Below are 17,931 nucleotides of genomic sequence, written 5' to 3'. Positions count from 1 at the left end.
CGCCGCGAGCCGGTGGGCATGCCGGTCTGCGGCGGTGCTATGGCAAGCGCGCCGGTCCCGGGCCCGTCGTCCCGCGAGGCCCGCCCCCGTTTTCATGGCCGTCGGTCCGGGGACTCGGGGGGCATGGTGCGAATCGGATACACGATGATGACCGAGCAGGCCGGCCCGCGGGAGCTCGTGGAGCATGTGGTCGGAGCCGAGGAGGTGGGGTTCGACTTCTCGGTGATCTCGGATCACTACTTCCCGTGGCTGCGGACGCAGGGGCACGCACCCTACGCGTGGACCGTGCTGGGCGCCGCCGCGCAGGCCACCTCCCGGATTCCGCTGATGACGTACGTGACCTGCCCCATCCGGCGCTACCACCCGGCCGTCGTGGCGCAGAAGGCAGCGACCGTGCAGCTGCTGTCCGAGGGCAGGTTCCGGCTCGGGCTCGGCGCGGGCGAGAACCTGAACGAGCATGTGGTGGGCGGCGGCTGGCCCCCGGTCGACGTGCGCCACGAGATGCTGGAGGAAGCCGTACAGATCATCCGCGCGCTGTTCGAGGGCAAGCACGTCACCCATCACGGCCGGCACTACCAGGTGGAGTCGGCCCGGCTGTGGGACGTCCCGGAGCAGGCCCCGCCGATCGGCATCGCGGTCTCCGGCGAGCAGTCCTGCCGGCTCGCGGGGCAGCTCGGCGACCTGGTGATCGCGACCGAGCCGAAGCCCGACCTGCTGGCGGCCTTCGACCGGCACGGCGGCCGCGGCAAGCCCCGCGTCGGCCAGCTGCCGGTGAGCTACGACCCCGACCGGGACACCGCCGTCAAGCGCGCCCACGCCCAGTTCCGCTGGTTCGGGCTCGGCTGGAAGGTGAACGCCGAGCTGCCCCACCCGGACTCCTTCGACTCCGCGACGCAGTTCGTCACCCCCGACGACGTGGCCGCCTCCATCCCGTGCGGCGACAACCCCGAGGACTTCATCGAGGCCGTACGGCCGTACGCCGAGGCCGGGTTCGAGGAAGTCGCGCTGGTGCAGATCGGCGGGGACACCCAGCCGGACTTCCTGGACTGGTCGGCGAAGACCCTGCTGCCCGCGCTGCGGGAGGCGTTCGGCTGATCGAGTGCTCGACCAGGGCGAACGGGGGTACCTGAGGGTTCTACGCCGATCGTCCTGGGAGGTCCTCGCGTGAACGCCTTCGTGCACCAGACCCTGGTGGTGCAGCTCCACACCCCCGGCACCGGGCGCTTCCCGGTCCTCGTCCACCTCGGTTACGACGCCGCCGACCCGTTCGCGGTCACGGCCGTCTTCGCGCACGACGGCCGGGTGCTGGCCCAGTGGCGCCTCGACCGCGAGATGCTCGCCGAGGGTCTGACCAGGCCGGTCGGCGTCGGCGACGTACGGCTGCGGCCCGCCGGCACCGGGGTGTGGCACGAGCTGCGCATGGAGTTCCTCGGGGACGCGCGCCCGGACGGCGGGCGGCAGCGCGCGGTGGTGTACGCCTGGGCGCCCGCCGTCGCCGCGTTCCTGCTCGAGACCCGCGAGATCGTGCCGCCGGGCAGCGAACGGGCTCCGGTGGACGAGCTGTTGGCGGACATCCTCGCCCTGGGATGAAGGCCGGCCGTAGGTCAGAGGGCGTGGGTCAGCGAGCGGCGGTACGTGAGGCCCGGTCGGCCGGACAGCCGGGTCTCGCCGGTCGCGGTGAACCCGGTGCGCGCCAGCACGGTCCGCGAGGCGGTGTTGTCCAGCGTGGTCGCGGCCGTCAGGAAGGTCAGCCCGTATGCGTCGGCGGCCCGCGCGCACAGCTCCCGTACCGCCCAGGTCGCCAGCCCCCGGCCCGCGGCGCGCTCGGCGATCCGGTAGCCGAGACCGGCGCCGCCGTCCGTCAGGTCCACGAGGTTGATCCGGCCGAGGATCGCCCCGTCCGGGCCGGTCACGACGTGGAAGCGGCAGACGCCCGCCTCCTGTTCGGCGAGCAGGGCGCGCAGCCGCTCCCCGAACCGGGCGAAGTAGGCGTCGCCCCGGTCGGGGACGGTGCGGGCGAAGTACGCCCGGTTCTCCCGCTCGAAGGCGAGCAGCGCGGGGGCGTGGTCGGGGCACAGCGGTCGCAGCTCGGGCATGGCGGGACCCTACGCGCCCCGCTCGCCGGGCCGTTACCGGTTTTCCGCGCCCGTGGTGTGCCGGCGCCGGGCCCACAGCGGCAGGCCGTACCAGCACACCAGGTACCAGGCGACGACGCCCGCGACCAGCCAGGGCACATAGCTGTCCCGCGTGGCCACCCGGAGGATGAGCAGCAGGGCCGAGGTCATGGTGGCCAGCAGCAGCACGAGGCCGACGAAGGTCAGGCGGGCGGCGATCCGTACCGCCCGGGGTTTGACCCGGCGGCCGGAGACCAGGCGGTGCAGGGAGACCGGGCCGATGAGGGCGCCGGTGGCGCAGGCGCCGAGCACCACGGTGACGATGTAGATGTGCTGGTCGATGTCGGGCAGCCGGGCGTACTTGGGCTGGAAGACGACGGTCAGCAGGAAGCCGAACAGGATCTGCACGCCCGTCTGGGCGACGCGGACCTCCTGGATGAGTTCACCCCACATCCGGTCCGCCCGCTCCTCCTCGGTCTCGTCGCGCCCGCTGCGCTGTCCTTCCCCGGTCATGGGAAGCAGGTAACCGCCCGGCCGTTCCTTCAAACGGCGGGCGGTGGCGCGCCTACCAGCGGTGCTCGACCTGCTCCGCGACCCGCCGCTGGTACAGGTCCCGGATCGCGGTGAACGTCTCCGGGGGCAGTGGCGGCAGCTTCGCGGCGGCCGCGTTGGCGCGGGCCTGCTCGGGGTTGCGGGCGCCGGGGATGACGGTGGTGACGCCCTCCTGCTCGATGATCCAGCGCAGCGCCAGCTGGGCCGGGGTGTAGCCCTCGGGGGCGAGCGCCGCGAACTCGGCGGCCGCCTCCACGCCCGTGGCGTAGTCGACGCCGGAGAAGGTCTCGCCCTGGTCGAAGGCCTCGCCGTGCCGGTTGAAGGTGCGGTGGTCGTTCGCGGCGAAGACGGTGTCCTTGGTGTACTTGCCGGACAGCAGGCCGGAGGCGAGCGGCACCCTGGCGATGATGCCGACCCCGGCCGCGCGGGCGGCGGGCAGCACCTCGCGCAGCGGCTTCATCCGGAACGGGTTCAGGATGATCTGCACGCTGGCCACGTTCGGCCGGGCGATCGCGGTCAGCGCCTCGGCGCAGGTCTCCACGCTCACGCCGTACGCGGCGATGCGCTCCTCCTCGACCAGGGTGTCCAGCGCGTCGTACACCGCGTCGGTGGAGTAGACGGCGGTGGGCGGGCAGTGCAGCTGCACCAGGTCGATCCGGTCGATGCCGAGGTTGCGCCGCGAACGGTCGTTCCAGGCGCGGAAGTTGTCGAGGACGTAGTTCTCGGGGAGCTGGTCGACGCGGCGGCCCATCTTGGTGGCCACCAGCACATGCAGGTCGGGGCGGCCGCTCAGGAAGGCGGCGATGGTCTGCTCGCTGCGCCCGTCGCCGTAGACGTCGGCGGTGTCGAAGAAGGTGACCCCGGACTCGGCGGCGGCCTCCAGGACGGCCAGCGCGTCCTTGTCCGCCACGTCGCCCCAGTCCGCGCCCAGCTGCCAGGTGCCCAGTCCGACCACCGACGCCCACTGACCCGACCTGTCGATTACACGTTCGTCCATGGCGACAGTCTGTCACCCGGCGCCCGGTCGCGCGGGAGGGCGGGCCGCTCGGGGCGGCGCCCGCTCAGGCCTCGGCGGTACGGCACTCCGGGTGGCCCCAGCCCTGGGCGTTCTTGGCGATGGACTCGCCCGCCGCGTAGGAGCGGCCGCACAGGCAGCGCCCGGCGAACTTCGCCTTGATGGTGCGCGAGGAAGACGAGACGCTCCCGGTGCGGCGGGCCGTCTTCTTGCGCGGGGCGCCGGACTTGGGCGTGTCGGGCGAGGGCGGCGGCACCGGCGAGCCCAGCGCGCTGCCCGCCGCCTCCTGGGCGATGGCGGCCTGGCTGGCGGCGCGGTCGGCGAAGTCGTTGAGCGGGTCGCCGTCGACCTGGTGGGCCGGGACGTAGCGGAACTCCACCGAGCGGCCCTCCAGGAGCGCGTCGATGCTGATCACCAGATCCTGGTTGGCGACCGGCTTGCCCCCGGACGTCTTCCAGCCGTTGCGCTTCCAGCCGGGCAGCCAGGTGGTGACGGCCTTCATCGCGTACTGGGAGTCCATCCGGATCTCCAGCTCGGCGGCGGGATCGACGGAGCTCAACAGCCGCTCCAGGGCGGTGAGTTCGGCGACGTTGTTGGTGGCCCGGCCGAGCGGGCCCGCCTCCCAGCGAGCGGGCGTCCGCTCGTCGTCGTCCGAGACCACCCATGCCCATCCGGCCGGTCCGGGGTTTCCCTTCGAAGCCCCGTCGCACGCGGCCACCACTCGTTCACGCATGCGCACGATCATCCCATGACGGCGCGGCTGCCCCGACCGCCCGGTGCGACCCCGCTCAGGCGTCCTCGATCCGCGGCGGCTCCCCCTCGGTGGTGGTGATGTCGATCACCGAGAAGTCGGCACCCTGCGGATCGCTGAGCGTCGCGAACCGGCCGAAGGGGCTGCTCATCGGCCCGAAGCGGACGATGCCGCCGAGCCGGGTCGCTCGGGCGACGGCCTCGTCGCAGTCGGCGACGGTGAAGTAGACGTTGATGTACGAGGGCACCTCGGGCGGGAAGTCCTCGGTCATCCGCATCCGCCCGAGCACGGTCTCCTCGCCGACGGCGAACATGCGGAAGTCCACCGCGTCGTCCACGAGGTCCTTGATCCGGTACGGGAAGACCGCGCGGAAGAACGCGTCCACCTTCTCGGGCTCGCGGGTGAACACCTCGGCCCAGCAGTAGGCGCCTGGTACGGCGATGTCCCCGAAGCCCTCGTGGGTGCCCGCCTGCCACACCCCGAACACGGCCCCGCTGGGCTCGCGGGCCAGGCACATGGTGCCGAAGTCGCCGACCCGCATCGGCTCCAGCAGGACGTCACCGCCGTGCCGCCGTACCTTCTCGGCCGTGGCGGCGGCGTCCGGCGAGGCGAAGTACAGGCACCACCGCGACTGACCCTCCTGGCCGGGCATGGGCGGGACGACGGCGGCGACGGCCTTGCCGTCCACCGTCGCCTGGGTGTAGCGGCCGAACTCCGCCGGGGAGTCGCCGAAGGTCCAGCCGAGGACGTCGCCGTAGAACTTCTTGGCGCCCTCCAGGTCGGTGAACATCGCATCGGCCCAGCAGGGCGTGCCCTCGGGTTGTACGGCCATGCCCGCAGCCCTCCTGATGTCGTCGGGACCCCTGTCCGCCCACGCTAGCCAGCCCCCGGCGGGGCCGCGCGCCGAGCGGGGCGCTGCCGGACACTGGGGAGGAGGGTCCGGCGGTGCGGAAGGGCACGGGCGATGGCGACGATGCGGGCGTGGTCGGTGGTGACGCCGGGACCGGTCGAGGGCGAGCCGCTGAAACCGGTGGAGCGGCCGGTGCCCGCACCGGGACCGGACGAGCTGCTGGTGCGGGTGCGGGCGTGCGGGGTGTGCCGGACCGATCTGCATGTCGCCGAGGGCGAGCTGCCGGTGCGCCGGGCCGGGGTGACGCCCGGACACGAGGTCGTCGGCGAGGTGGCGGGGCTCGGCTCCCAGGTCTTCGGCTTCGCGCCGGGCGACCGGGTGGGCGTGGCCTGGCTGCGCCGCACCGACGGGGTGTGCGCCTACTGCGCGCGGGGCGCCGAGAACCTGTGTCCGCGCTCGCAGTACACCGGCTGGGACGCGGACGGCGGCTACGCCGAGTACACCACCGTGCCGGCCGCCTTCGCCTACCGGCTGCCCGAGGCGCTGGACGACGTGTCGGCGGCGCCGCTGCTGTGCGCCGGGATCATCGGCTTCCGCGCGCTGCGCCGCTGCGCGCTGCCGCGCGGCGGCCGCCTGGGCCTGTACGGCTTCGGGGGCAGCGCCCATCTGTGCGCGCAGGTCGCGCTCGCCGAGGGCGCCACCGTGCATGTGGTCACGCGGGACGAGGTCTCGCGCCGGCTCGCCCTCCGGCTGGGCGCGGCCTCCGCTCGGGACGTGGACGAGCCGCCGCCCGAGCCGCTGGACTCGGCGATCCTGTTCGCCCCGGTCGGCGATCTGGTGCGGGTGGCGCTGCGCGCCCTGGACCGGGGCGGGGTGCTGGCGGTGGCGGGCATCCACCTCAGCGACGTGCCGCCGCTGCGCTACGAGACGGACCTGTTCTACGAGAAGGAGCTGCGCAGCGTCACCGCCAACACCCGTACGGACGGGCGGGAGTTCCTCACCCTGGCGGCGCGCTACGGCGTCAGGGCCACCACCCACCCCTATCCACTGGACCGCGCCCCCGACGCCCTGCGCGACCTGAAGGCGGGCCGCTTCGACGGCGCGGCGGTGCTGATCCCTTCCGCCGGGCACTGAAATCCCCTCGACAGCGAGGGCGTCGAGGCGCTCGGATGAGTGCCGTGAACACGCGGCGGATGCACCCGGACGAACTCGACCTCGACGCCCCGCTCGTCCGGCGTCTGCTGGCCCGCCGCTTCCCCGAGTGGTCCGGGCTGCCGGTACGCCGCCTCGTGTCCTCGGGCACCGAGAACGCCATGTTCCGGCTCGGCACCGAGCTGGTGGTCCGGCTCCCGAGGCACCCCGGCGCGGTCCCGGACCTGGCGCACGAGCTGCGCTGGCTGCCCCGGCTGGGGCCGCTGCTGCCGGTGGCGGTGCCGGAACCGGTGGGCGCGGGCGAGCCGGACGAGGACTTTCCCTGGCCCTGGTCCGTCTACCGCTGGCTGGCGGGCAGCAACCCGGTGGTGGGTACCCTGTCCGAACCCCTGCGCCTGGCCGAGGAGTTGGGGCGATTCGTGCGGGCGCTGCGGCGGATCGACGCGGGGGCCGCGCCGACCGGTTACCGGGGCGGCCCGCTGCGGGAGCGGAACGCGCCCACCCGCGCCGCCGTGGCCGAGCTGGGCGACCGGATCGACGCGGAGGCGGTCACGGAGCTGTGGGAGCGGGCGCTGGCGGCCCCGGCGCACGCCGGTCCGCCGCGGTGGGCGCACGGCGATCTGTCCCCCGGCAATGTGCTGGTCGACGGCGGCCGGCTCGGCGCGGTCATCGACTTCGGCTGTGCGGGGGCGGGCGATCCGGCCGTGGACCTCATGCCGGCGTGGAACCTGCTGCCCGCCCGCGCCCGTGACACCTTCCGGGCGGCGGCCGGCGCGGACGACGCCGAGTGGGCGCGGGGGCGGGGCTGGGCGCTGTCGGTCGCTCTGATCCAGCTCCCGTACTACTGGGACACCAACCCGGCCCTGGCGGAGAACTCCCGGCATGTGATCGCCCAGATCCTGGCCGAGACCGGGTGAGCCGGCGGCGCGCTCGGGGCGGCCGTCGCGTCACTCCCCCGCGTGGGCCTCCTCCAGGGCGGCGGCGTCCAGTTTGCCCATGCTCATCATGGCGCGGGCCGTACGGGCCGCCTTCTCCGGGTCCGGGTCGCTCATCAGGGTGAGCAGCCGGTCGTAGACGACCTGCCAGGAGACGCCGTACCGGTCCTTGAGCCAGCCGCAGGGGCCACCCGCGCCGCCGTTCTCGGTGAGCCGGTTCCAGTAGTGGTCGATCTCCCGCTGGTCGGAGCAGATGATCTGGAAGGAGATCGCCTCGTCGAAGGTGAACTGGGGTCCACCGTTGAGCGCCACGAACCGCTGGCCGTTGGCCGTGAACTCCACGGCCAGCACGGAGCCCTCCGGTCCGGGTCCGGCCGCGGTGTGCCGGGTGACGCGGTCGACGCGGGAGTTCTCGAAGACCGACACGTAGTACCGCGCGGCCTCCTCCGCCTGGCCGTCGAACCAGAGACACGTGGTGAAACCGTCGGTGGTCATGAGCACCTCCTTGGTGGGGACATCCGGTCGGGGTGCAGACCGGCGGGCGGCCCAGAATTCATCGGCGGGGCGGAATCCGGCCACGGCGGTCACTTTACGGCGGTGGGGGAACGGGGCCCGCCGGGCGGGGCCGGGCGCGCAATTTCGCCGGAGCCACGGAGGGAACGGCAAGATCCCCGCAGGGGCCGGCGGAGGTGCGCGAGGGTGGCGGGGACCAGCGGTTTCGCGCCAGTTCCGTACGGAGCGAGCATGCGCGGAGTCACCGGGGGTACCCGCGCCGTGAACGATCCGACCGGCGTGAATGAAGCGCCGGATCCGGGGTACACGCGGAGAACACAACAGTGCAGGGACCAGAAACAGCGGCCGACATGGGCAGACGCCGAAACGTGACTTTCGTGGGAGAGGTAATGGACACCGCCGGGACGCGGGCGCAGACAGCTGTCATCGAGAGGACCGGGCAGGACGAGGCGGACACGGGGACACTGCCCGGCATCGCAGACCCCACGTCCGTGGCCCCGAGGGACGCGCGCCAGCTGTCCCGCCAGTTCTTCCGCCGGCTCACCGAGCTGGAGGAGGGGACCCATGAGTACCAGTACGCGCGCAACACCCTCATCGAGATGAACATGTCGCTCGTGCGGTTCGCGGCCGGCCGGTTCCGGGGCCGCGGCGACGACATGGAGGACATCGTCCAGACCGGCATGATCGGGCTGATCAAGGCCATCGACCGGTTCGAACTGTCGCGCGAGGTGGAGTTCACCTCCTTCGCGCTGCCGTACATCGTCGGGGAGATCAAGCGGTTCTTCCGCGACACCACGTGGGCGGTGCACGTCCCGCGGCGGCTCCAGGAGCTGCGGGTGGAGCTGGCCAAGGCGCGCGAGGAGCTGTCCAGCCGCCTCGACCGCGAGCCGACCGTCGCCGAGCTGGCCACCTTGATGAACCTCTCCGAGGAGCAGGTGCTGGAGGGCCAGCTCGCCGCCAACGGCTACAACTCCTCCTCGCTGGACGCCGCCCTCACCGGCGACGGCCCCGAGGACGGCGAGGCGGTGCTCGCCGACTTCATCGGCGTGGAGGAGGAGGGGCTGCGTCTGGTGGAGGACTTCCACGCGCTGGCGCCGCTGATGGCGGAGCTGAGCGAGCGGGACCGGCAGATCATCCATCTGCGGTTCGTGGAGGAGGCCACGCAGGCGGAGATCGGGGAACGGCTCGGCTGCTCCCAGATGCATGTGTCACGGCTGATCAAGCGGATCATCGCCCGGCTGCGGCAGGGGATGCTGGGCGAGCTGGGCTGCGCCTGAGCCAGGAGGCGAGCCGGCGTACGAGGGTTTCTCCGCACGCTGAGCGCCCGGCACCGAAGACGGTCCGGGCGCTCAGCGCCGCAATGCGAAGCGGGCGACCACGCGCTTGCCGACCGGGACCCGCTCGACGGTGACCTCGGTGGCGAGGGCGTGCACGATCTCCAGGCCGTGCCGCCCGATGCGCCGCGGGTTCTTCGGGAAGATCTGGGGCAGGGCCGTACTGCTGTCGCAGACGGACACCGTGACGGAGGCGTCCGTGCCCTCCAGCTCCAGGATGTAGGGGCCGTCGCTGTGCCGGTCGGCGTTGGTCACCAGCTCGCTCACCAGCAGGAGCAGCTCGCCGTCCGCGGCGCGGTCGATCGCCGCGCACCACTCGGTGCGCAACTGCTCCAGGAACTGTGCCGCGAAGGCCCGCGCCTCGGCGATGCAACCGGGTTCACCGGTGAAATGCGCCGCGCGTCTCAGCGGCTCGACGGGTACGTCAAAGCCGGTCGGTATCACTGCCCCGTCCAGATACTCGGTCATGCTGTCTTCCTCGCGGGCCGGTGGCCCGGTCTGTCGGCCGTATGCGCACCAGTCCTCCTACCCCGAGCCGCGTCCCGCAGTCCAGGCGTTCGCCCGCCGCGCACAGTGGCGAGCGTCACGCTCCCGGCCGGGTGCGGCGCGGACGGCCCTCCCGGCGGGCGGCCCGCCCCGCCGCTGCTTAGCGTGGCAGACGTGAGCCCCCTGACCGTCTCCGCGCGGCCCGCCGCCCGGCACGGCTGGCCGCAGGCGCTGGCCGTGGTGCTGACCGGGCTCGCGGTGATGGTGCTGGTGGCCGCGGCCGGGCTGTGGGCGGCGGGTGCGGCGGGTCTGCCGGACGGCGCGTTCCCGCGAGTGCTGGCCGCCACCGTGGTCACGGCGGTCGGCGGCAGCGTCCGGCTCGCCGGCGACGCGGGCGCCCTGGCCAGGACCGAGGCCGGGATCACCGTACTCCCCCTGTCCGTGGCGCTGGCGGGGGCCCTGGTGGTCGGCGTGGGCTTCCTGCGTCCGCTGCGCCACCGGAACCTCGCCTCGGCCGGGGCGCTGGCCGGCTGGGCCGCGCGGATCGCCGTGCTGTGGCTACTCGTGCTGACCGGGCTGGCGTTCGCCGCCCGCGAGACGTTCGCCGTGGACGTGGGCAGCGGCACGCTGAGCGATCTGACCTCGCTGTTCGAGGCGGAGCCGCGGGTCGGGTTCGCCGCGGACGTGCCGCCGACCGTGCTGTTCGGGCTGCTGTGGCTGGTCGGGGTGCTGGTGGTGGCGCTGCTGGTGGCGCGCCGGGTGCCGCTGCCGGGGCGGCTGCCACGGTGGCGGGAGGGGGCGCGTCCCGCCGCCCGCGCGATGGTGGAGCTGCTGCTGGCCGCGGTCGTCGTGGGGCTGGTGGTCGCGCTCGGCACGGCGGCCGGCCGGGGGGACGCGCCTGCGACCTTCGCGCTGATCCTGCTCGGGCTGCCCAACCTGGTCTGGCCGGCGCTGACCGTCGGTCTCGGCGCGACCTGGAACGGCCGGGTGGACGGCCCGTTCGGGCTGCCGGTCCCGCACGTCCTGGACGTCCTGCTGCGCACCCCCGACGTCTCCGAGGTCGATCTGCGCACGCTGACGCAGTACGACGGCCGGATGGCGTGGCTGCCGGTGGCGGCCGGGGTGCTGCTGCTCGCGGTCGCCGTCCGGGCGGCCCTGCGCTCACCGCCCCGGACCCCGCTGTGGCTGGACGTCGTACGCCTCGGCGTCGCGCTCGCCCTCACCGTGCTCGCGATCTGCCTGCTGTGCCGGATCTCCGCGCACTACGGGCTGTCCCTGCTCGGCATCGGTGATCTGGGCGGCGGGCTGTCCGGGGAACTGCTGCTGCGGCCGCGGACCTGGCAGGCGGTGGGCCTGGGCGCGCTGTGGGGGCTGGTCGCCGGGTTCCTCGGCCATCTGCTCGCGCTGCCGGTGCGCCGCAGGCGGCGGTCATCCGATGGGCAGCACGAGCGCGGGAAGGGTGCGCTGCATCCGTAGCGCGTCGACGGACTCGGCGAGCAGTTCGTACTCGGTGGTGTCGTCGTGCGCGGCGATCCGCACCAGCCGCCCCTGGGCCAGTTCCTCGGCGATGCGCTCCTGCCGGACGCCGTCGGCGCACCAGGCGCGCAGCAGGGCGGGCACGTCGGCCACCGTCTCCGCGACCGGCACCAGCGCCCCCGCCGGGAAGGGGGCGGCCTCCGGGGTGGGGTCGAGCCGCTCGGCGATCCAGGACGCGCGGTCGCGCAGCCACCACAGGGCCAGTGCCAGGGTCGGCGCGCGGTAGGTGCCGAGCGGTACGCCGATGCGGCGGCCGTCGCACACCCCGTATGCCGTGACATGGCACAGGAATTCGTCGTGCACGTATCACTCCCCCGTCGCCTCGTCCGGCTGTGCCGGGCGGACCTCGCTCTCCGTGCGGCTCCCTGCGGTGAAGTGCCCCTCGCTGTTCGAGTATCGCCACGGCCGAAACGCTGTCACCACGACTTTCCGGCCACTCTGCTGGCATATTCCCCACCCTTTTCCATGGAAATAGTGGGGTTCTGCGGGGTGGTGCGGGCATGACCCCGGAGGTAATCGACCCGCCCGGCACCCCTCGGGCATGGTGGTTCCACCGGGTCGGCGAGACCCCCGATCCGGCCGACGACCAGCACAGACGACTCCGATGGAGGCTGATCCGCCATGTCCGTGAACACCGAACGCTACGAGACCGCCGCCGCGCGTTACTTCGAGGCCTGGAACGCCACCGAGCCGGAGGCGCTGCGCAAGGCGGTCGCCGCCGCCTGGACCCCGGACGGCTCCTACACCGACCCGCTCGCCGACGTCCGCGGGCACGACGCCCTGGCGGCCGTGATCACCGCGGTGCACGAGCAGTTCCCCGGCTTCGTCTTCCGCCCGCTGGGCACGGTGGACGGGCACCACGACGTGGCGCGCTTCGGCTGGGAGCTGGTGAACGAGGCCGACGGCTCGGCGCCGGTCGCCGGGTTCGACGTGGTCACGCTGGACGGCGAGGGCCGTATCCGGCAGGTCATGGGGTTCCTGGACCGGGCGCCCGAGGGTGCGTGACGGCACGCGGCCCGGCTTCCTGCCCCGGTGTGGGGCGGGAGCCGGGCCGCGTGCGGGGGCCGGCGCGGGGGTGCGCGGAGGGGGCCTGGGGCGGGGGGTGCGGCGTTACGACCGTACGATCGCGTCGATCCGCTTCAGTTCCTCCGCGTCGAAGTCGAGGTTGCGCAGGGCGCCGACGCTGTCCTCCAGCTGCCGGGCGCTGCTGGCGCCGACCAGGGCGGAGGTGACCCGGCCGCCGCGCAGCACCCAGGCGAGGGCCAGCTGGGCGAGGCTCTGGCCGCGGGAGACGGCGATCTCCTGGAGCGCGCGCAGCCGTCCGACCAGGTCCTCGGTGAGCGCGTCGGGCCCCAGGAACGGGCTGTCGCCGGCGGCGCGGGAGCCCTCGGGGATGCCGTCGAGGTAGCGGCCGGTGAGCAGGCCCTGCTCCAGCGGGGAGTAGACGATGGAGCCGACCCTCAGTTCGTCCAGGGCGTCGAGCAGGCCCTCGTCCTCGGGGCGCCGGTCGAGCATCGAGTAGCGCGGCTGGTGGATGAGGAGCGGGGTGCCGAGGTCGGCGAGGATGCGCGCGGCCTGCCTGGTCTGTTCGGCGGAGTAGTTGGAGACGCCGACGTAGAGCGCCTTGCCCTGCTGGACCGCCGTGTGCAGGGCGCCCATCGTCTCCTCCAGCGGAGTGTCCGGGTCGGGGCGGTGCGAGTAGAAGATGTCGACGTACTCCAGGCCCATCCGCTTCAGGCTCTGGTCCAGGGAGGCGAGCAGGTACTTGCGCGAGCCCCATTCGCCGTACGGACCGGGCCACATGAGGTGGCCGGCCTTGGTGGAGATGACCAGCTCGTCGCGGTAGGGCGCGAGGTCGGCGGCGAGGGCGGCGCCGAGCGCGGACTCGGCGGCGCCGGGCGGCGGGCCGTAGTTGTTGGCCAGGTCGAAGTGGGTGACACCGAGGTCGAGGGCGCGGCGCAGGATGGCACGCTGGGTCTCCACCGGACGGTCGGGGCCGAAGTTGTGCCACAGACCGAGCGACAGCGCGGGGAGTTTGAGGCCGCTGCGTCCGGTGCGCCGGTAGGGCATCTCGGCGTAGCGGTCGGGGGATGCGGTGTACAACACGACTCCAGGGGGTCGGCACGGATCTTCCCGGTCCAGGATTCCTCCGGTGGCGCCCTGCGGTCCAACGGGAGAATCGGATCGGATTGAGCGACTAGGCTGCTCAATCATGGAACTGCGTCATCTCCAGCACTTCGTGGCGGTCGCCGAGGACCAGCACTTCACGCGGGCCGCCGAGCGGCTGATGGTGTCCCAGTCGGGCCTGTCCGCGTCCATCCGGGCGCTGGAGCGGGAGCTGCGGGCGCCGCTGTTCGTGCGCACCACGCGCCGGGTGACGCTGACGGAGGCGGGGCGGGCGCTGCTGGTGGAGGCCGAGCGGATCCTCGCGCAGGTGCGCGCCGCGCACGAGGCGGTGGCGGCGGTGCAGGGCGTGCTGCGCGGCACGCTGGCGCTGGGCACCGAGCAGTGCATCGCCGGGGTGCATGTGGCCCGGCTGCTGGCGGGGTTCCGGGGCGCGCACCCGGACGTGGAGATCCGGCTGCGCCAGGCGGGCTCGGGCGCGCTCGCGGAGGACGTGGCGGCGGGGCGCCTGGACCTGGCGTTCGCGTACCGCACGCGGGCGGACGGCGACCAGTCGCGCTCGGTGTCGCTGACCAGCGAGCCGATGACCGTGCTGTGTCATCCCCGGCACCGGCTCGCCGCGGCCGGGGCGCTGCTGGCCCCGGACGACCTCGCCGGTGAGGTCTTCGTGGACTTCCACCCGGACTGGGGGCCGCGCCGCGCCACCGACGCCGCCTTCGCCGCGGCGGGGGTACGGCGCACGGTCGCGCTGGAGGTCAACGACGTCCACACGCTGCTGGACCTGGTGGACGAGAACCTGGGCATCGCGGTCGTACCCCGGCACTTCCGGCACAAGCGGCCCACGCTCACCGCGCTCCCGCTCAAGGGCACGGGCGAGGCCGAGTACGAGACGGTGGCGCTGCTGCCGCCGGAGCGGTCCACCAGCCCCGCGGCCCGCGCGCTCGTCGCCCTGCTGGAAGCCGGGGGCTGAGACGTCTGTCCGATTCCGGGCGCGTGCGGGCCGTGCGTCTGTGATGGTGGACGGTATGCATGCCAAGGACATCCTCATCGACGGCTACGGCCGCATCCAGGAAGAAGTCCACGACACCCTCGACGGCCTCGGACCGGACGAGCTGCACCACCGTCCGGCGCCCGGTGCCAACACCATCGCCTGGCTGGTCTGGCATCTCACGCGGGTGCAGGACGACCACATCGCCGACGCCTTCGGCCTCGACCAGGTGTGGCTCTCCGACGGCTGGGAGAAGCGGTTCGGCCTCGATCTGCCGCGCGGCGACACCGGCTACGGGCACACCCCGGCCAAGGTCGCCAAGGTGCGGGTGGCGAGCGCCGACCTGCTGACCGGGTACTACGACGCGGCGCACGAGCAGACGCTGGGCGCGCTGCGCTCACTGGCCGCCAAGGACCTCGAAGGCGTGGTGGACGAGCGCTGGGACCCGCCGGTCACGCTGGGCGTGCGCCTGGTGAGCGTCCTGTCCGACGATCTCCAGCACATCGGACAGGCCGCCTACCTCAAGGGGCTGGTTCAGAGCGCGGCGGAGTAGCCGGGCAGGATCACGTCCTCGATGAGGGCCTTGCGCTCGTCGAACGGGATGAACGCGCTCTTGACCGCGTTCACCGTGACCGTCCGCAGGTCCTCGACGCCCCAGCCGGCCTCCTCGACCAGCAGCGCCATCTCACGGGTCATCGTGGTGCCCGACACCAGACGGTTGTCGGTGTTCAGGGTGACCCGGAAGCCGAGGTCCTTCATCGCGGTGATCGGGTGCTCGGCGATCGAGGTGGCGCAGCCGGTCTGGAGGTTGGAGGTGGGGCACATCTCCAGGGCGATACGGCGGTCGCGCACCCAGGAGGCGAGCCGGCCGAGCTTGCCGTCCACGATGTCCTCGGTCAGCCGCACGCCGTGCCCGATGCGCTGGGCGCCGCACACCTGGACGGCCTGGTGGATGCTGGGGAGCCCGTACGCCTCGCCGGCGTGGATGGTGAAGGGCACGCTCTCACGGCGCAGGTGCTCGAAGGCGGCGAGGTGGTCGGCGGGCGGAAAACCGTCCTCGGCGCCGGCGATGTCGAAGCCGACGACCCCGGCGTCCCGGTAGGCCACGGCGAGGTCGGCGGCCTCGGCGACGCGGTCGAACATCCGCATGCCGCACAGCAGGGTGCCGACACGCACCGGGGTGCCCGCGGCGGCGGCCTTCGCCATGCCGGCGGCCAGCCCCTCCTGCACCGCCTCCACGACCTCGGCAAGGCTCAGCCCGCCGCGGGTGTTCAGCTCGGGGGCGTAGCGCACCTCGCCGTAGACCACACCGTCGGCGGCCAGGTCCAGGACGTACTCCTCGGCGGTGCGCAGCAGGCCCTCGCGGGTCTGCATCACGGCGAGGGTGTGCTCGAAGGTGGCGATGTAGCGCACCAGGTCACCGGAGTTGGCGGCCTCGACGTACCAGGCGGCCAGCTCGTCCGGGTCCGTGGTGGGCAGCCGGTGCCCGACCTCGGCGGCCAGCTCCACGAGGGTTGCGGGGCGCAGACCGCCGTCGAGGTGGTCGTGCAGCACGGCCTTGGGGAGGCGGCGGAGGGTGTCGGTGTCGATGCGGGGGGCGGTCATGGCAGGGCGTTCCTCAGCAGGTTGTACCGGGGTCGATCAGGCGGCCGACGGTGCCGACGGGAGTAGTTAGCCGGTGAGGTTATACGTAAAACCGGATCCTTGTCTACGCGCGTTGCCGAGGAGTTGTCTACGTGCGTCCGCGGATGGTCAGAAGGGTGTCTGGGGAAGGGCGGTCAGGGGGACGCGCGGGGTGACGAGGCGGGTTGCTGCGGCGCTTCGTGGCGGGGCGACGGGCGTCACAGCGCCTCGTGGCGGGGCGGCGGGAGGCACGGGGCTTCGTGCCGGGGCGGCGGGGCGTGTCGTATCGGGGCGGGGGCTGCGGTCGCGTTGCCTCCGGGGACGTGTCCGGGGGGAGCCTTTGGGGCCGCGCAGGCGTGCCGTACGAGGCGGGCCGATGTCAGGGCGGCTCGCGTCAGGATGCCCGCGTCCGCGCCCCAAGGCCGCCTCAGGGCACTGCCTCCTCCCCTGGGCACCCTCGCCCCGAGGCCGCCTCAGGGCACCGCCTCCCCTCCCCGGACACCCTCGCCCGAGGCCGCCTCAGCGCACCGCGTGCCCGGACGCTTCCGACCGAGGCAACACCCCCCTCGCCGCCGCGGGCTCAGGGCGCTTCCTCGCCCTGAGCCACCTCCACCCGGTGGTGGAAGTCCGCCAGCCCGGCCGCGGCGGCCGCGCCGGACAGGGCGGTGCAGGCGATGAGCAGCGCGGCGACGGCCCGGCCCGCGCGGGCCCTGGCGGGCGTGTCCAGGAGGGCCTGCACCCGCTGCGGAACCGGCCCCGTGGCCGCCCCGGCCACGAAGTCGGGCCGCGCGGTGGCGGTGGCGTGCCCGGCGAGGGCGGCGCGGGCGATGGCCCGTGCGGTCAGCCGCCGGTCCCCCACCCGCACGGCCGCGGCCTCATCGGCGGCCCGCTCGGCGGCGAGCCGGACGGTCGTACGGACCGGCCGCAGCGCAGGGTGGCAGTGCGCGGCGAGTTCGGCGGCGGCGAGGAAGTAGTGGTGTCCGCCCTCGTTGTGCGCCCGCTCGTGGGCGAACAGCGCCTCGCGCTCGGGCCCGTCCAGGCTGCGCAGCATCGCGGTGGTGACGACGATGCGGTGCGGGCGGCCGGGCAGCGCGTAGGCGTCGGGGCGGGGCGAGTCCACCACGCACAGGTCACCGGCGGCGGGCCGGCGCCCGGCCTCCGTGCGGGCGAGCCGGAAGGCCCGGCCCTGGCGCAGCACCGAGCGCACGAGGGTCCAGCAGCAGACGGCGAGCACGCCGACCGAGATGGCGGCGGCCGGCACCACGATCAGGGCGGGGGCGGTGTGCAGCGGGTGGATGAACTCGCCGAACGCGGCGAACAGGGGCAGCCGCAGCAGCCCGATCAGCACGAAGGCGCCGAGCGCGGCGAGCGAGCAGCCGGCGAGGACCACCGCGCAGCCCGTGACGGCCCACAGCGCGGCGGCCGGGGCCAGCAGGGCGAGGGCGCGCCGGGCCAGCGGGGGCAGGGCGCAGGGCAGCAGCAGGGGCAGCAGGAGCAGGGCGGTCATCGGACGGGGGCTCTCATCAGCCGTCGGATTCGAGGAGGTCCCGCAGGATGCGCTCGTCGTCCGGGTTGAGCTGGGCGACGAAGCGGGCGAGCACGGTCTCGCGATCGCTGTCCCGGTCCAGCTCGCTGTGCATCCGGCGGGCGGTGAGGCCGTGGGCGTCCTGGACCTCCTGGACCGGGAAGTACACGAAGCCGCGCCCCTTGCGCTGCCGCTCGACGACGCCCTTGTCGTGCAGGCGGCTGAGGATCGTCGTCACCGTGGTGCGCGCCAGGTCCGCGCCCAGGCCCGACTGGACCTGTCCGGGGGTCAGGGGCCCGTCGGCGGCCCAGAGCGCGGCCATGACGCTCGCCTCTAGTCCACCGGCCGGCCGGCGCTCGTCCTTGCCGTCGGTCATGGAAACGTCCTCACCCTCCTCCTCGTCCGCGTGCGGACCGTCTACACGATGGTAGTC

The 17,931-nt window shown here is 73.6% G+C and carries 21 protein-coding genes; 9 read left to right on the top strand and 12 right to left on the bottom strand.

The window, feature by feature from the left end; translation table 11 throughout:
- Nucleotides 1–123 precede the first annotated feature (123 nt).
- Complete coding sequence (locus ACE4Q9_RS30540) at nt 124–1,095, top strand: LLM class F420-dependent oxidoreductase (protein ID WP_397987748.1); 972 nt, start codon at nt 124–126, stop codon at nt 1,093–1,095.
- 69 nt (nt 1,096–1,164) lie between these two features.
- Nucleotides 1,165–1,590: an SsgA family sporulation/cell division regulator gene (locus ACE4Q9_RS30535; protein WP_397987747.1), complete on the top strand. Its 426-nt coding sequence runs from the start codon at nt 1,165–1,167 to the stop codon at nt 1,588–1,590.
- A 14-nt stretch (nt 1,591–1,604) separates the two neighbouring features.
- On the opposite strand, the gene ACE4Q9_RS30530 is transcribed toward ACE4Q9_RS30535, so the two are convergent.
- From ACE4Q9_RS30530 to ACE4Q9_RS30510, 5 genes are all read right to left on the bottom strand, one after another.
- Nucleotides 1,605–2,096 carry a GNAT family N-acetyltransferase gene (locus tag ACE4Q9_RS30530; protein WP_397987746.1) on the bottom strand — a complete coding sequence of 164 codons (492 nt, stop codon included), beginning with the start codon at nt 2,094–2,096 and terminating at the stop codon, nt 1,605–1,607.
- A gap of 33 nt (nt 2,097–2,129) precedes the next feature.
- A complete protein-coding gene (locus ACE4Q9_RS30525) occupies nt 2,130–2,627 on the bottom strand; it encodes a DUF6328 family protein (protein WP_397987745.1) in 498 nt (165 codons plus the stop codon).
- Between the two features lie 52 nt (nt 2,628–2,679).
- A complete protein-coding gene (locus ACE4Q9_RS30520; protein WP_397987744.1) occupies nt 2,680–3,663 on the bottom strand; it encodes an aldo/keto reductase in 984 nt (327 codons plus the stop codon).
- Between the two features lie 64 nt (nt 3,664–3,727).
- Nucleotides 3,728–4,426 (bottom strand): ribonuclease H, encoded by a 699-nt coding sequence (locus ACE4Q9_RS30515; RefSeq protein ID WP_397987743.1) that lies wholly within the window; start codon nt 4,424–4,426, stop codon nt 3,728–3,730.
- Nucleotides 4,427–4,469: 43 nt separating this feature from the next.
- On the bottom strand, nt 4,470–5,264 hold the full coding sequence (locus ACE4Q9_RS30510; RefSeq protein WP_397987742.1) for a VOC family protein: 795 nt from the start codon (nt 5,262–5,264) through the stop codon (nt 4,470–4,472).
- Between the two features lie 141 nt (nt 5,265–5,405).
- Between ACE4Q9_RS30510 and ACE4Q9_RS30505 the strand changes: the two genes are divergently transcribed.
- A complete protein-coding gene (locus ACE4Q9_RS30505; protein WP_397988270.1) occupies nt 5,406–6,416 on the top strand; it encodes a zinc-binding alcohol dehydrogenase family protein in 1,011 nt (336 codons plus the stop codon).
- Between the two features lie 35 nt (nt 6,417–6,451).
- Entirely contained in the window at nt 6,452–7,351 is a 900-nt protein-coding gene (locus ACE4Q9_RS30500; RefSeq protein WP_397987741.1) for an aminoglycoside phosphotransferase family protein, read from the top strand.
- A 30-nt stretch (nt 7,352–7,381) separates the two neighbouring features.
- Here the strand turns inward: ACE4Q9_RS30500 and ACE4Q9_RS30495 are convergent, their stop codons facing one another.
- Entirely contained in the window at nt 7,382–7,864 is a 483-nt protein-coding gene (locus ACE4Q9_RS30495; RefSeq protein ID WP_397987740.1) for a VOC family protein, read from the bottom strand.
- Nucleotides 7,865–8,271: 407 nt separating this feature from the next.
- Here ACE4Q9_RS30495 and ACE4Q9_RS30490 point away from each other — a divergent pair, with 407 nt between their 5' ends.
- Nucleotides 8,272–9,159: an RNA polymerase sigma factor SigF gene (locus ACE4Q9_RS30490; protein ID WP_397988268.1), complete on the top strand. Its 888-nt coding sequence runs from the start codon at nt 8,272–8,274 to the stop codon at nt 9,157–9,159.
- A gap of 72 nt (nt 9,160–9,231) precedes the next feature.
- Here the strand turns inward: ACE4Q9_RS30490 and ACE4Q9_RS30485 are convergent, their stop codons facing one another.
- Complete coding sequence (locus ACE4Q9_RS30485) at nt 9,232–9,684, bottom strand: ATP-binding protein (RefSeq protein WP_397987739.1); 453 nt, start codon at nt 9,682–9,684, stop codon at nt 9,232–9,234.
- A 192-nt stretch (nt 9,685–9,876) separates the two neighbouring features.
- Between ACE4Q9_RS30485 and ACE4Q9_RS30480 the strand changes: the two genes are divergently transcribed.
- Nucleotides 9,877–11,178: a streptophobe family protein gene (locus ACE4Q9_RS30480; protein WP_397987738.1), complete on the top strand. Its 1,302-nt coding sequence runs from the start codon at nt 9,877–9,879 to the stop codon at nt 11,176–11,178.
- Here ACE4Q9_RS30480 and ACE4Q9_RS30475 read toward each other — a convergent pair.
- The gene (locus ACE4Q9_RS30475; protein ID WP_397987737.1) at nt 11,131–11,541 is read right to left on the bottom strand and encodes a hypothetical protein; all 411 of its coding nucleotides are present in this window, start codon (nt 11,539–11,541) and stop codon (nt 11,131–11,133) included. The genes ACE4Q9_RS30480 and ACE4Q9_RS30475 overlap by 48 nt on opposite strands.
- A 318-nt stretch (nt 11,542–11,859) precedes the next feature.
- Between ACE4Q9_RS30475 and ACE4Q9_RS30470 the strand changes: the two genes are divergently transcribed.
- Entirely contained in the window at nt 11,860–12,243 is a 384-nt protein-coding gene (locus ACE4Q9_RS30470; protein WP_397987736.1) for a nuclear transport factor 2 family protein, read from the top strand.
- Between the two features lie 105 nt (nt 12,244–12,348).
- On the opposite strand, the gene mgrA is transcribed toward ACE4Q9_RS30470, so the two are convergent.
- Nucleotides 12,349–13,341, bottom strand: coding sequence for an L-glyceraldehyde 3-phosphate reductase (gene mgrA, locus ACE4Q9_RS30465; RefSeq protein WP_397988267.1), 993 nt, complete (start codon nt 13,339–13,341; stop codon nt 12,349–12,351).
- A 109-nt stretch (nt 13,342–13,450) separates the two neighbouring features.
- Between mgrA and ACE4Q9_RS30460 the strand changes: the two genes are divergently transcribed.
- Nucleotides 13,451–14,332, top strand: a complete 882-nt coding sequence (locus ACE4Q9_RS30460) for a LysR family transcriptional regulator (RefSeq protein ID WP_397987735.1) — start codon at nt 13,451–13,453, stop codon at nt 14,330–14,332.
- Between the two features lie 55 nt (nt 14,333–14,387).
- The gene (locus ACE4Q9_RS30455; protein WP_397987734.1) at nt 14,388–14,903 is read left to right on the top strand and encodes a DinB family protein; all 516 of its coding nucleotides are present in this window, start codon (nt 14,388–14,390) and stop codon (nt 14,901–14,903) included.
- Here ACE4Q9_RS30455 and ACE4Q9_RS30450 read toward each other — a convergent pair.
- The 3 genes from ACE4Q9_RS30450 to ACE4Q9_RS30440 form a co-directional block, all read right to left on the bottom strand.
- On the bottom strand, nt 14,885–15,955 hold the full coding sequence (locus ACE4Q9_RS30450; RefSeq protein WP_397987733.1) for an adenosine deaminase: 1,071 nt from the start codon (nt 15,953–15,955) through the stop codon (nt 14,885–14,887). The two genes, ACE4Q9_RS30455 and ACE4Q9_RS30450, sit on opposite strands and share 19 nt — an antisense overlap.
- 598 nt (nt 15,956–16,553) lie before the next feature.
- Complete coding sequence (locus ACE4Q9_RS30445; protein WP_397987732.1) at nt 16,554–17,480, bottom strand: M48 family metalloprotease; 927 nt, start codon at nt 17,478–17,480, stop codon at nt 16,554–16,556.
- A gap of 16 nt (nt 17,481–17,496) precedes the next feature.
- On the bottom strand, nt 17,497–17,874 hold the full coding sequence (locus tag ACE4Q9_RS30440; protein WP_397987731.1) for a BlaI/MecI/CopY family transcriptional regulator: 378 nt from the start codon (nt 17,872–17,874) through the stop codon (nt 17,497–17,499).
- Nucleotides 17,875–17,931 lie beyond the last annotated feature (57 nt).

Origin of the sequence: Streptomyces sp. AM6-12 (assembly GCF_044327085.1) — a bacterium.
Taxonomy (GTDB): domain Bacteria; phylum Actinomycetota; class Actinomycetes; order Streptomycetales; family Streptomycetaceae; genus Streptomyces.
This window is presented reverse-complemented; position numbering and strand designations above follow the sequence as displayed.

Excerpts from the sequence above, each read along its gene's own strand:
- ACE4Q9_RS30455 (WP_397987734.1), top strand. The coding sequence starts at position 14,388 with ATGCATGCCAAGGACATCCTCATCGACGGCTACGGCCGCATCCAGGAA.
- ACE4Q9_RS30510 (WP_397987742.1), bottom strand. The coding sequence starts at position 5,264 with ATGGCCGTACAACCCGAGGGCACGCCCTGCTGGGCCGATGCGATGTTC.
- ACE4Q9_RS30485 (WP_397987739.1), bottom strand. The coding sequence starts at position 9,684 with ATGACCGAGTATCTGGACGGGGCAGTGATACCGACCGGCTTTGACGTA.
- ACE4Q9_RS30500 (WP_397987741.1), top strand. The coding sequence starts at position 6,452 with ATGAGTGCCGTGAACACGCGGCGGATGCACCCGGACGAACTCGACCTC.
- ACE4Q9_RS30540 (WP_397987748.1), top strand. The coding sequence starts at position 124 with ATGGTGCGAATCGGATACACGATGATGACCGAGCAGGCCGGCCCGCGG.
- ACE4Q9_RS30520 (WP_397987744.1), bottom strand. The coding sequence starts at position 3,663 with ATGGACGAACGTGTAATCGACAGGTCGGGTCAGTGGGCGTCGGTGGTC.
- ACE4Q9_RS30490 (WP_397988268.1), top strand. The coding sequence starts at position 8,272 with ATGGACACCGCCGGGACGCGGGCGCAGACAGCTGTCATCGAGAGGACC.
- ACE4Q9_RS30460 (WP_397987735.1), top strand. The coding sequence starts at position 13,451 with ATGGAACTGCGTCATCTCCAGCACTTCGTGGCGGTCGCCGAGGACCAG.
- ACE4Q9_RS30495 (WP_397987740.1), bottom strand. The coding sequence starts at position 7,864 with ATGACCACCGACGGTTTCACCACGTGTCTCTGGTTCGACGGCCAGGCG.
- ACE4Q9_RS30445 (WP_397987732.1), bottom strand. The coding sequence starts at position 17,480 with ATGACCGCCCTGCTCCTGCTGCCCCTGCTGCTGCCCTGCGCCCTGCCC.
- ACE4Q9_RS30450 (WP_397987733.1), bottom strand. The coding sequence starts at position 15,955 with ATGACCGCCCCCCGCATCGACACCGACACCCTCCGCCGCCTCCCCAAG.
- ACE4Q9_RS30470 (WP_397987736.1), top strand. The coding sequence starts at position 11,860 with ATGTCCGTGAACACCGAACGCTACGAGACCGCCGCCGCGCGTTACTTC.
- ACE4Q9_RS30525 (WP_397987745.1), bottom strand. The coding sequence starts at position 2,627 with ATGACCGGGGAAGGACAGCGCAGCGGGCGCGACGAGACCGAGGAGGAG.
- ACE4Q9_RS30440 (WP_397987731.1), bottom strand. The coding sequence starts at position 17,874 with ATGACCGACGGCAAGGACGAGCGCCGGCCGGCCGGTGGACTAGAGGCG.
- ACE4Q9_RS30530 (WP_397987746.1), bottom strand. The coding sequence starts at position 2,096 with ATGCCCGAGCTGCGACCGCTGTGCCCCGACCACGCCCCCGCGCTGCTC.
- ACE4Q9_RS30515 (WP_397987743.1), bottom strand. The coding sequence starts at position 4,426 with ATGATCGTGCGCATGCGTGAACGAGTGGTGGCCGCGTGCGACGGGGCT.
- ACE4Q9_RS30505 (WP_397988270.1), top strand. The coding sequence starts at position 5,406 with ATGCGGGCGTGGTCGGTGGTGACGCCGGGACCGGTCGAGGGCGAGCCG.